This is a genomic window from Pararhizobium qamdonense (assembly GCF_029277445.1).
Taxonomy (GTDB): Bacteria; Pseudomonadota; Alphaproteobacteria; order Rhizobiales; family Rhizobiaceae; genus Pararhizobium; species Pararhizobium qamdonense.
Genome location: NZ_CP119566.1, coordinates 1004788 through 1017378, shown reverse-complemented (window position 1 = coordinate 1017378; position 12591 = coordinate 1004788). Strand labels below are relative to the sequence as shown.

The 12591-nt window shown below is 55.8% G+C and carries 9 protein-coding genes and 1 pseudogene; 5 read left to right on the top strand and 5 right to left on the bottom strand.

Features of this window, described 5'->3' with window-relative positions; genetic code table 11:
• The first annotated feature begins 11 nt into the window (after window positions 1-11).
• Window positions 12-2504 (top strand): two-component system VirA-like sensor kinase, encoded by a 2493-nt coding sequence (locus PYR65_RS04815; RefSeq protein ID WP_276120116.1) that lies wholly within the window; start codon window positions 12-14, stop codon window positions 2502-2504.
• A gap of 36 nt (window positions 2505-2540) precedes the next feature.
• Here the strand turns inward: PYR65_RS04815 and PYR65_RS04810 are convergent, their stop codons facing one another.
• The 4 genes from PYR65_RS04810 to PYR65_RS04795 form a co-directional block, all read right to left on the bottom strand.
• On the bottom strand, window positions 2541-3857 hold the full coding sequence (locus tag PYR65_RS04810) for an MFS transporter (protein WP_276120115.1): 1317 nt from the start codon (window positions 3855-3857) through the stop codon (window positions 2541-2543).
• A 134-nt stretch (window positions 3858-3991) separates the two neighbouring features.
• On the bottom strand, window positions 3992-5011 hold the full coding sequence (locus tag PYR65_RS04805) for a DUF3095 family protein (RefSeq protein WP_276120114.1): 1020 nt from the start codon (window positions 5009-5011) through the stop codon (window positions 3992-3994).
• A 153-nt stretch (window positions 5012-5164) separates the two neighbouring features.
• Entirely contained in the window at window positions 5165-6289 is a 1125-nt protein-coding gene (locus tag PYR65_RS04800) for a sensor histidine kinase (protein WP_276120113.1), read from the bottom strand.
• A 377-nt stretch (window positions 6290-6666) separates the two neighbouring features.
• Window positions 6667-7257, bottom strand: a complete 591-nt coding sequence (locus tag PYR65_RS04795) for a TetR/AcrR family transcriptional regulator (RefSeq protein ID WP_276120112.1) — start codon at window positions 7255-7257, stop codon at window positions 6667-6669.
• A gap of 283 nt (window positions 7258-7540) precedes the next feature.
• Between PYR65_RS04795 and poxB the strand changes: the two genes are divergently transcribed.
• On the top strand, window positions 7541-9268 hold the full coding sequence (poxB, locus tag PYR65_RS04790) for a ubiquinone-dependent pyruvate dehydrogenase (protein ID WP_276120111.1): 1728 nt from the start codon (window positions 7541-7543) through the stop codon (window positions 9266-9268).
• Window positions 9269-9364: 96 nt separating this feature from the next.
• Window positions 9365-9874, top strand: coding sequence for a cytochrome P460 family protein (locus tag PYR65_RS04785; protein ID WP_276120110.1), 510 nt, complete (start codon window positions 9365-9367; stop codon window positions 9872-9874).
• 42 nt (window positions 9875-9916) lie between these two features.
• On the opposite strand, the pseudogene ilvC reads toward PYR65_RS04785, so the two are convergent.
• A pseudogene (ilvC, locus tag PYR65_RS04780) lies at window positions 9917-10767 on the bottom strand (ketol-acid reductoisomerase); the annotation flags it as partial.
• Window positions 10768-11187: 420 nt separating this feature from the next.
• Here ilvC and PYR65_RS04775 point away from each other — a divergent pair.
• On the top strand, window positions 11188-11772 hold the full coding sequence (locus PYR65_RS04775) for a TetR/AcrR family transcriptional regulator (RefSeq protein ID WP_276120109.1): 585 nt from the start codon (window positions 11188-11190) through the stop codon (window positions 11770-11772).
• 73 nt (window positions 11773-11845) lie between these two features.
• Window positions 11846-12583, top strand: coding sequence for an SDR family oxidoreductase (locus PYR65_RS04770; protein ID WP_276120108.1), 738 nt, complete (start codon window positions 11846-11848; stop codon window positions 12581-12583).
• Window positions 12584-12591 lie beyond the last annotated feature (8 nt).

The window sequence follows — 12591 nt, the reverse complement described above, 5'->3', positions numbered from 1 at the left end:
TATGGAGGATAATGATCCTTGTCGCGGGGGCGTTTTCCTTCGCGGTGTTCGCGTTTGGTCGGGTGCCGTCGAGAGAAATCCATGAGGCTATCCTGACGTCTCTTCGTGCGGTGGACGTCAACCATGCATCGCTCCAGAGAGACGTGCTACAAGCCCGGGCTGGTCTGCTCAGAAATTTCGACCCCTTGGTCACACCCATTCGAACTCTCCACGCGACGGTTTCTCGATTGGGTATGTTATTTCCTGAAAGCGGCGTCGAAACACCATCCGCCCTATCTGACGAACTATCCAAACTTTCGTCTTCCATAGACCGCGATGAAGAGCTTGTTGAGGAATTCAAGACCAAGAACGCACTGTTGCAGAACTCGCTTTCAATCGCCAACCAGATGCTGAGCAAGCTGCACGGAGCGGCCGCGCCCGAAATGCGGTCGATCGACACTCCAAACGACCTCGGCAATCTTATGATGCGGTTCGCCCTTCAACCCGCACTTCCGCTCGCGGAGGACATAAGAGCGCAACTCGACGGGATGCTGAAATCTGATCATGGTCTCATGCCCGATGTGAGGGCGTATGTCGTTCACGCCAAAATGATCCTCAACACGCTCCCCGCCGTCGATCGGATTATCTACGAGATACAGGCATCACAGACATCGGAAGACGCTCGCCGCCTTCAGGTGGTCTACCTGGATGCATATGGCGAACAGAGCGTTCGGTCGTCCTGGAGCAGGGCCCTCCTCGGCTCGATAGCGATTTTGCTCTGCGTATATGTAGCATCGCTTATCTACAGATTGAGACAGCAGACTCTCAAGTTGACACAGCAGTTGGATGTCGAATCTCTGATCGCGGACATTCAGCGGCGTTTCACCGAGGGGCGGGACAAAACGAACGCCGCGCTTACCGACTCATTGGCAATGCTGGCGCAGTTTTTCGATGCGAGCCGGCATGCCTTTGCCATACTGGATAGCGACAACGGAGCGACGGAAGCGACGTTCGGGCAAAGCAGTCACAGCAGCTTCGAAGCGCTGTGCGATATGATGCGAAAAAAAATCCTGCTGGTCAGGCAAGGCGCTTTAGCGCCTTGGAAGCCGTTCTACTACGAAAACCTCCAGCAAAAAGACCTAGATCATTTTCCGGAAGGCTCTTTGAGTGCTGGATCCGTGGTCTCCGCTGAAATCGGCGGTAATTCCGTCGCCTTGCTTTTCCTCGAGCACAGCGAGATTCGTAAGAAGCCCACTCACGATGAGGTTCGTCTTCTCGGGCAGGCCATCGTAGCGCTGGCGACTTGTCTCAAAGAAAAGCGGGAAAAAGACGAGCGCGAAACCCTGGAAGCGCGGCTCGACCATGCCCAACGTCTGGAGGCCCTTGGCACGTTGGCTGGGGGTATCGCCCACGAGTTCAACAACACTCTTGGGGCCATTCTCGGGTACGGCGAAATGGCGCTCCAACTCGACCCAAACTCTCCGAACACAAGGAAATACGTCGAGGAAATGGTCTCGAGCGGTCATCGGGCGAAATTCATCATAGACCAGATTCTGACGTTTGGCCGAAAAAGAGAGAGGGTCAGCAGGCCATTCGACGTTTCCGAAGCGATACGCGAAATAATGCCGATGGTACGCATGTCCATCTCCGGCAGTCACAACGTGAAACTTCAACTCGGTGACGATATTCCTCCGATACTCGGAAACCCCATAGAGATCCAGCAGGTCGTCATTAATCTCTGCACCAATGCAGCGCATGCGTCGGATGAAGACAGTCTGATCGACGTATCGGTAGCGCACGTCGTGGAAAAGGCGCGTGTTTCACTGTCTCACGGTGAACTCATGCCGGGCGGGTTCGTTCGCGTGTCGGTCGAGGACCGTGGGTCCGGAATACCCGAGAGCATATTATCCAACATTTTCGAGCCCTTTTTTACCACAAGATCGAAACGTGGCGGAACAGGTCTTGGCCTTGCTGCCGTGCATGGTCACGTCGCGGGAATGAATGGCAAGATCGACGTAAAAAGCCAGGTCGGGCTTGGAACCCGTTTTGACCTCTACTTCCCGGTATCGTACCGGAAGCCCATCCCCCTGAAGGAGTTTTTCAACGAGCGAACGTTGCCACTAGGGACAGGTCAGATCGTTTTGATCGCTCAGCAGGACAGCTCTCTCAGGCTGCTTCTCGAAGAGAAGATCGCGGCGCTTGGCTACGAACCGATCGGCTTTTCCTCGATCGCGCCGCTGGTGACTTGGATCGAGGGTAAAGCCATCAGTCCGGATCTGATATTGCTCGACCTGGACGTCTGGCCCTCGCCCCCGGATTGTCTCGCTTTGATAGACCAGTTTGCCCCGGTGCCAACCGTTTTTCTGATCGACCCGGAAATGGCCGTGCCCGATATTCGGTCGCCCAGAGGCATCTCTGTCCTCAAAAAACCAATCAGTTCAAACAGTTTAGCGACGTCCCTCTATAACCAGATCATCGCCAAAGCCACAGAGGCGCTGGTGCAAGGCGCGGACAACGCTCAATAGTGGGCGCGCTCCGTTACGCTGGATCTGGTGTTCGAGTTACCGGTGAACGAGGGCTGTCGGCCGAGCCATCAACACGACACCCAGAACAAGAGACAAAAGGCTGATGAACACAAAATAAATTACGTGGGAAACGACGCCGAACGGGCTCAACGCCGTTATTATCATAGGAGTGACCCCACCGAAGAACGCGTAGGAGACGTTGTAGGCGAATGATACCCCGGTATAGCGAACCCTGGCCGGGAACGATGAAACCATGACATAGGGCGTTCCCGCAGTGACACCTCCAAAAAGGCCAACCACGGCACAAAGCGCGTAAAGCGACGCCATGTCCGCGCCCTCCATTTTCAGGTAAGCAAACGCGCCGACCAGGAGCAAGACAGCGTACAGAAGGAAGAATCTCGAAGGCCCGACACGGTCCAGAAGAGCGCCCGAGACCGTTACTCCTATCGCCAGAAAAACGGTGCTTATGCTCGCGGCAAAAAGCGCGTCCTCTTTACCGATCCCGTATGTATGGAGGACGATTGGCAACGTAAGCGTCAGGACGACCACACTCGACAGTATCCAGGTCACGACAATCGAAAGGAAAATTCCATAGCGGTGGGCTTTTAATACCTCCCTCAGCGGAAGCGCCGGAACCAGCATTTTCTGTTTTCGCATGTTGTCGAACACGGGGGTCTCGTTGAGCATGCGCCTTAGCTTCAGCCCGGCCAATCCGAACACGCCACCCAATAGAAAAGGAAGACGCCACCCGAACTCGTGCACGGCTTCGAGCGGAAAAAGCGTGCCTACCGCGCTTGCGACGGAAGTCGCGAGCAATATGCCGAAAGTCAGCCCGCAGCAGACGATACCGCACGCCCAGCCGACATTCTTTCTCGGCACGTGTTCAGCCACAAAGGTCCACGAACCCGGTACCTCGCCGCCAATAGCTATCCCCTGAAGAACTCGGAAGCACAGGAGTAAAACGGGTGCAACCGGACCTATCGTCTCGTACGCAGGAAGAAGACCTATACCAAGAGTTGAAAAAGCCATCAGGAGAACCGAAAACGCAAACACCCGTTTGCGTCCGAACAGGTCTCCAAAGTGAGCCAGTACGACACCCCCTAGAGGCCTAAAAAGATAGCCGGCGGCAAAGAGACCCCAGGTCTGCACTGTCGTCAGCCACTCCGGCATACCAACGGGAAAGAAAAGCTGGCCAATAACGTCAGAGAAGAAGATGAAAATAGCGAAATTGTAGAACTCAAGACACTGCCCTAAAGATACGATACCGATGGCGCGGTACTGCTCTTTTCTCGGCATACAGCCATCGTCTTGCCAGGCCGACAGTGAAGCCCGTGAGTTTTCTACTTCTGACATGGGAACCAGACCAAGTGTTTAAAATAATCTATCGCTAACCGACATCTACCGACAGTGCGCGGATGAGAAAACTTGGTTACATCTGTAAAAGAGCCACCCTCATCGACCGCAATTGAGGCGCTCCAAAGTTCAATTCAAGAAGTAAGCCGCAGCATCGCGGCCGCTTTCGCAAATCCCCCGTCCCTGCCATCAAGGAAATGGAGATGAGAGTCGGCATTGGTTCCAGGGACCAGACAAGTCATAATCGCATGAGATTGACGGTGCAGACCATATCGCACGTCACCGCGATCAACGGAACTTCGAAGTAAACGTTCTACCTCTTCCACCTGCGCCAGAGTGCAATCCACCGTCAGTCTCAGGACATCGTCGAACTTTCTGAAATCGGAGTTGGAAGCAACGGCAGCCCAAGTCTCGGGATCAACGCTGTCCAGGCCGTCCTTGCGCACGGGGACCGCTGTCGGCAGCGGACTCGAGCCGTTGTCGACCTCTTCAAACACCTGCATCACGTCCCGCGCGATCTCGCTGAACGCAAGATCACTCGCGGTGTCTCGGGGCTCGACCAAAAGTGACAGAATTGTCCCTCGTTGGCTTTTGAAGGGATTCCACTCGCAAGACAGTCCGTTCAAATCAGGCTCTGAAAGATCGGCAGGGCTCCCTTGCACGATGAACCTGCCTTTCTTGAGCTCACGCTCCGCCCACCTCAGACCGCCGCCGGCGAACATAAAATACGTCGCGTCTCTCGAGACCGCGTAGCGTGCGATACGCACGTCCCGGCCATTGCGCCTGACTTCCTCAACGGGAAGCAGCCCTGCTCTCATCTCGAGGTTGAAGCGATTGCGTGACAGCCTTGCGATCTGTCCGAGCGCCGACTTCGCTTGCGTCAGAAATCCGCCCGGCAACGCGAATGTGGCACCGTCGCCGCCAAAGCTGAACGGGAAGTCGAAATTGCCGATCTCATTTCCGACAGCCGCGATGATCGACGCGCCGAGAAAGTTCACGTCTTCGTATCGGCCCTCTTGGATAGCCACCGTTGACCCTACGACATCGGTCATCCCGATGATCCAGCTGTCCGGAAGCGGCTCGTATATCGAGCGATCAAGAACGCTGCTGAATTTGCGGTAGGTATGGTGGTTTGCAGCCAACATTTCCGTCATGTCGGACCTCGACTTTCTAAACGTTCGGAAAGCCTTACGGCTTTCTCTATAGGTACCGTGGTCATGTATCGAGGATGTTTTGAGATCCAGCCGTTTTGCGTCAAAGTGTTTCGAGGGCGGCACCGAATACACTGGCTTACATAGCCGCACCGATCACCTGGCGGCGAAAACAATCTGTGCGGACAACCCGCCGCCGAGCCTGTTTTCGAGGACAAGAGAAGCGTTCATCTCCCGCGCCAGCTGCTGCGCGATAGCGAGACCCAATCCAACGCCGGGAGCGTGCTCTCCGTTGCACTGCTGGAGTCTCACGAACGGCTTCACAACTGCATCAAGCTTCTGAGGATCGATGCCGGGACCCCGATCCATAACGGCGATGCTAACTCTGCCGTTTACATCCCGGGTGACCGATATCTGTGCTGCACCGGCGAACTTGAGAGCGTTGTCGATGAAATTCGACAGAACCCGGCGCAGCGCCGCAGGCTTTACAGCGCGTATACCCTGAATGCTGCCTACGATGAAGACGTCTCTTCCAGTGTCCTGATAATCAAACACAATGCTTTCGATGAAGGCGCAAAGGTCTACCGGGGTGTCGGACTCGCGAACGACGTGAGAGTTTCGGGCATAGGCAATTCCGTCCCTTACAAGCCTTTCCGCCTCGCCCAGATCGCGAAGCAGTTTCTCGCGCTCCGGGAAATGTTCGGCCAGCTCGACCCTTAGCCGCATGCGCGTGATGGGAGTCTGCATATCGTGGGAGAAAGCGGTTAGGAGGCGAATGCGCTCCTCGACCTGACGGTTCACCCGTTCCGACATGGCGTTGAACGCTCTGGCAGCGTTGCAAGCCTCGCTCGGGCCCGTCTCCGGAAGTCTCTCAATCCCACTGTTTATTCCAAGCCTGTTCGCCGCCGCCACGAGCTCGGCGAGCGGCTGCAGCAATTGTCGGACGACAATTGCCGATATCACCAAGCCTAGTCCTGTCGCCAGCGCGAACGTACCCAGAGTCCACTGGGGAGCAGTAACGTCTCCTAGAGCCAGCAGGACCCCGTAGGCGACCACCGGTCCCGCGATGGGTGCCAGGAAAAGCCGCGACCGCACCGAGCTTGGAAAGAGTCCGAGAAGGACGCGGCGGATATGATTCGAACTATTTGCAGCCTGGCCTAAAGGTCGACGCGCCCGGCCCGTACGCATCCATGCCGAGCTGATCGACAGCGCCTGGAGGTCGGCGGAGCCGGATAGCTCCTGAGTGTCAGAACTCCAATAATCTTCTTTAACGACTGACATCGGTCCCTCCGCCATCAGACAGCCAATTGATCCTCGTTCTGCGATCCGAACCGCAGCGCAACACGAACTGCCTCAAAACGTCTGAGCATTCCCGCACGCCACCGCCTCCAGATTTCCAGGATTGAACCTGACGAACATCAAAAATAAGATGTAGAAAAACGATCACGAAGTCTAAATTCATACGTATCGATTGATAATCTACTGCTCAGCAGGAAATCGAAATGTATCCGAAGGTCGTTGCTGACGAAATGCTAGCAAAGACCCTATGATTTCGGTCGATCCCCTACGGATTTTCTTATTCCTCCGTTATGCTGATAAAACCATCTGCATATTTTACCCAAATGTCAGAGTTTTGGCGTATCGTTTCAAATGTAATCCTATTGGAGCCTTTTGAAACCAACGCGGTTTGTTCCGGCTATTTGCGAGTCTGCGGTATTCTCCGAACACGACCGTGCCGAAAAAGCCGATTCGACAAGCCTCAGAAGACCAGACAGAGGGGGTTGCAAACTATTCGTGGCTCCCATCTGAGCACGAATGATTGCCCCCTCAATGATGATCATCGCCTGTTCCATTACCGCTTCCGGGTTGGTCAGTTCCAGACGACGGGCGATTTCGCGCACGTATTCGGCCAACTCGGCTTTGTGGGCGACCGACTCAGGGAAATCAGCGCCGAATTCTGCGTACGTGTTAATGAAGGCACAGCCTCTGAAATTGTCACCTGTGAACCATGCGAGCAATGCCGACCCGATCGCGGCAAGGCCCTCGCTCGGCAGGCGCGCTTCGACTTCGCGGGAAAACATGTCTATCCAATAGGCATGCCGTCGCTCGAGAAAAGCATGAACGAGCTCTTTCTTGGACGGGAAATGCGCATAGAACGACATCTTCGCGACGCCTGCTTCGGAGATAAGATGGTCCACTCCCGTCGCGCGTATCCCGTTGTGGTAAAACAATCGCGCAGCCGCGACCAAGATGCGCTCCCGAGCTGGCTGTGGTGAGATCGTCTGTCGGCTTGGCCTTGTCATAGTGACTCTCCTGAGAGATAAAACATACCACTATACAGAACCGTCTGTCCAGAACGGCTAAAACCAGCGTAGTAGGGCGTCCAGCGATAAAGTTGTTATGGAAATTCGCCCAAATTGTATCATGCTGTATCACTCTCTTGATTGACCGTTTCGCGCGCTTATTTCGTTGCGCAGGGGCCCCAAGAACGCTTGTAGTCACACGGTGTGCAATCAGGATAGAGGAACAGCTATGTTTAAACAGACCATCGCCGAAATGATCGTCGATACACTGCATGCGGCTGGAGTGAAGAGAATCTACGGGGTAACGGGCGATTCCCTGAACGGTCTATGCGATGCGCTGCGCCGCAAAGGCACCATTGAATGGGTCCATATGCGTCACGAGGAAGCCGCCGCTTTTGCCGCAGGCGCGGAAGCCCAGCTTACGGGCGAGTTGGCTGTCTGTGCCGGAAGTTGCGGCCCGGGCAATCTCCACCTGATCAACGGGCTTTATGACTGCCATCGTAGCGGCGCGCCCGTTCTGGCTATTGCCGCACATATACCGAGCTCGGAAATCGGCACCGGATATTTCCAGGCGACGCACCCCGAAAAACTCTTCTCGGAATGCAGCCATTACTGCGAGCTCGTCTCCACGCCGAGCGTGATGCCAAGACTGCTCGACATCGCGATCCGTCAAGCGGTCGGAAAGCGCGGCGTGGCGACCCTCGTAATACCGGGCGATATCGCGATGCAGGAAATAACCGCGCCATCTGCCGATCGCTGGCTCGTTCCCAAGCCGCCCGTTACTGTGCCGGCGGACCCGGAGCTCGAGCAGGCGGCCGATCTTTTGAACTCTGGAGGCAAAGTCACGATACTCGCCGGAGCCGGCTGCGCCGGCGCACATGACGAACTGATGGCCCTGGCCAAGTCCCTGCAGGCTCCCATCGTCCATGCGCTGCGAGGAAAAGAGCACGTCGAATGGGACAACCCGTATGACGTCGGCATGACCGGACTGATCGGCTTCTCCTCCGGCTATTTCGCGATGAAGGACTGCGATACACTCCTAATGATCGGAACCGACTTTCCCTACCGTCAATTCTACCCGACCGACGCCAAAGTAATTCAAATCGATATTGACCCGACAAGGCTCGGAGTCAGAACCCCCCTCTCCCTCGGCCTCGTCGGCGACGTGAAGTCAACGATCGCCGCGTTGCTCCCAAAGTTATTAGAACGGGAAGACCCCGAGCACCTTGGTCGGTGCCTCCGTCGTTACCGAGATGCGAGAAGCGCACTGGACGATCTCGCCACGGAAGGAAGGCCCAGCTCCCCCATCCATCCACAATTCGTTGCAAAGGTTATAAGCGAGCTCGCGTCGGAGGACGCAGTGTTCACATGCGATGTCGGGACCCCGACGGTGTGGGCGGCACGATACCTGCAGATGAACGGCCGTCGCCGCCTCCTGGGATCGTTCGTCCATGGCTCGATGGCCAACGCCATGGTCCAGGGTATAGGAGCGAAAGCCGCGTTCCCGGAAAGGCAGGTGATCGCGCTTGCGGGTGACGGAGGCTTTGCCATGCTGATGGGCGATCTCCTGACTTTAGTACAGGAAAAACTGCCCGTGAAAATCGTTATCTTCAACAACGGGGTCCTCGGATTTGTGGACTTGGAAATGAAAGCGGCGGGATTCACGCAAACAAATACGGAGCTGCAGAACCCCGATTTTGCCCAGATGGCGTCGGCAGCAGGTGTTTTCGGGAAACGGGTCGAGGACGCAAGAGAGCTCAGAGACGCCTTGAGACAGGCATTTGCACACGACGGGCCAGCCGTCGTCGATGTCGTCACCAATCACGACGAGCTGATACTGCCGCCAAAGATCAACGTCGAGCAGGTTGCTGGTTTCAGTCTGTGGATGGCCAAAGCCGTATTGAGCGGGCGCGGAAACGAAGTCCTCGATCTCGCGAAAAGTAACATCCTGCGCTGACACAGGGCGATACAAAAAGGCCTCATCACGAAATCCTGGAGATACAAACAAAGTCGAACCTGCCGCGAGAAGTCCATTTCGCGGCAGGAGTGAAACATGAGATTTGCGATCATCGCCGGAACCGTTGTGTGCGCACTGGGTGTCGGGCTTGCAGCGTCATATTCACGGGCGACCGACCCAGCAACCGAAACCGCAGCGCCTATCTACGGCGTAACCATTCCGGAGGGTTATCGGGACTGGAAATTTGTTGCCCCCGCGCAGGAGGCACCCCCTCTCGATGAGTTGCGGGCGGTGCTCGGCAACGACATCGCTATCGACGCTTACAGGAGCGGAACTTTGCCTTTTCCAGACGGCTCCGTTCTCGTGAAGCTGGCTTATAAGCGCAAACAGTCAGCGGAATTCGCGCCCGCGACCGTTCCGGGTGCGCCGACGACGGTGCAGGTGATGGTCAAGGACTCGAAAAAGTATCCCGACAGCCACGGATGGGGCTTTGGCCGCTTTATCAACGGTAAACCCGTCGACCAGAAACAGCACGAGACCTGTCTCGCGTGCCACGAAGGAAATGTCGTTGATCACGACTATGTCTTTACGCGGTACGCCCCGTAGCAATGCGACGGGGCCGCAAGCCCGCCGAACCGCCCTCAGGTCACTCCTTTTCGACAAGTTTATTTTTCCGATCCAGGGCATCATGGCTTGTAGTTCTGCACCGACCTCTTCGACTTGATGGGTGTCATGCATCCGGCGAATGCGGTTAAAGCGCGAGGCTCCTGCGTGGTCTTCCTGCATCCAGTCGGATGTAAATTTCCCAGTTTGAATGTCGGCTAAGCCGCGCTTTTCATCTCCGCCTTCGTCTCAGCGGTGATGGTGCGCGGTCTCGAAATGTGCTCGCCCCACTCGGCTGGGTTCGAGATCGCATGGTTCATGTTCGCGATCCCGCCCTCGTGGATCTAATCGACAATCAGCTTCATCTCATGCACGCACCTGAAATGCCATTGCCGGAGCATACCCCGCCTCGGTCAAGGTCTCAAAACCTGCGCGCATGAGTTCGACCGGTCCGCCGCATAACACAACCTGCTCGCCGAACAGGTACGTCTCGCACTCTTTCCCTAAATGTCGTCTCGATGATGCCCGCGCGCCGCCCCAGATGGCGCAAGAGTATGAAAGAGCGAGTTCGAGTGCGTTTCCGGACCAGTCTTTCTGCAAAGCGACGAAGCACGGGACGCCGCCGCCCTTCTGGTATTCGCCGCGCACCGTATGGCCAGGCCCGTTGGGTGCGACCATCACGACGTCGATCGATGACTTCGGCTTGATGAGGCCATAATAATGAGCCCATGTGCGAAGGCGATCGCAGACCCCCGCGGATGTTGCCTACATCTTTCGCACCGCTGTCTTTTAGATTGAGCGCGTGGGCCCGGGCCTAAAAGTCGTAGGCGACAATAGTGACCTCCTTCGATTTCCGCGAGGTTAAGATAGGAGTCGCGGCCATGATAGATATGCATGGAGCATTTCCCATTCACTTCGACATGACATCCGTGGGACGACACGAGACCATCGTCGCCCCCTCGTCATGAATGTCGACTATTGCGATTCGATTTAAGAAAACGGGGCTTTTGCAAAAGCCGCTACAACGGTAATCCGTCTGTTTGATTTGCAATCATTCACTTCGCCTATCGTGATTTCCAGTATTGCGGTTTTGCCACCGCCGTAGATTATGCCTGTAGCTTCCTCTCTCGGTCCTCCAACCGCCGGAAGCTGTTCCCCTCGAAGGTCCACGACCTTCCCCTTGCGGGGCCGTTCGCTACCCACAGCGAATGGCCCCTTTTTTTTGATCAAGCACAAGGCTAACCGGCAATTCCAAAAAAATATTGGGTGCAAAATTAGTTATTGACATATCAGTCCATAACGCCTAAATTGATTTCATGGTTAGGCCGAGACAATTCATCAGAGAGGAAGCGCTTCAGAAAGCCATTGAGGTATTCTGGGCGAAGGGCTTTGCCGGAACGTCGACAGACGATCTCCTCGAAGCGATGGGTATCGGTAGGCAAAGCCTCTACAACGCTTTCGGAGACAAGCGTAAGCTTTATCTGGAAGCACTCGAAGCCTATCAACAAAGGGTGACGTCCGAGCATTTGGGGCGTCTGGCAAATCCATCTTCTCCGTTGGAGGGGATCGGAGCTTTGTTGACGGGGTTGATAGCCGAGGACGAGCGGATACGAAACCTTGGATGTATGGGCGTCGGTTCGGTCGGAGAGTTCGGCGTAACCGACAGCGAGCTCATGGTTTTAAGGGGCCGCATATCTTCCGTCCTTGGAGCCAAGATTACCGAACGGATATCCGCCGGGCAGGCGCAGGGCGAAATCGACCTGATGCTAACCCCTGAACAAGCTTCCGCTTACGTCCAGGTGATGATGAGCGGATTACAAATCGCGGCACGAAGCGGAGGCGGTTTAGAAGAACTGAGAGCCACTGCTCGCGTCGCGACAGAGCGCCTGCGCGCCAAATAAACTTCGAACGGGCCACGACGGCTTTTTATTTGGCTAGTTATTGACTGATCTATCAAAAAAGGAAACAACTGAAATGACTACTGAAAACTCCTCGAAAAAGACCGCACTCGTATTCGGCGGCGCGCGCGGAATTGGCGCAGCTGCTGTAGAGCGTCTGGCTAAGGACGGTTTCGCCGTTGCTTTCACTTACGTGTCACGCCCAGACAAGGCGAGCGAGCTGGTAAAGGCCGTTGAAGCCGCGGGCGGCAAGGCTTTCGCGATTCAGGCAGACAGCTCGGATGCCGCAGCGATCAAAGGCGCAGTCGCCACTGCGGTCGAAAAATTCGGCAAGCTCGACACGGCCGTCGTTAACGCCGGTGTCTTCAAGATGGCAGCTGTAGACGAAGTCAGCGTCGAAGACCTTGACCTCATGCTGAATATCAACGTTCGGGCCGTCTTCCTTTCGGTGCAGGCCGCAGTAGCCCAGATGAAAGACGGCGGTCACGTCATCACCATCGGCTCGAATGTCGCAGTTCGCACCGCCGGCCCCGGAGCAAGCGTGTACCAGTTCACGAAGGCTGCAGTCGCAGCAATGGTAAAGGGACTGGCCAAAGATCTCGCGCCGCGCAAGATTACCGTGAACAACGTGCAGCCCGGCCCGACCAACACCGATATCAACGCAGGTGCTATCGAAATGCTTGCGGACATGAGCCCTCTGAAGCGCGTGGCCGCCCCAGAGGAGATCGCAGGTCTCATTTCATACCTGGCTGGCGAAGAATCGTCGTACATGACGGGCTCAAGCCTGACGATCGACGGTGGCTTCATCCTGTAAACCTCGAA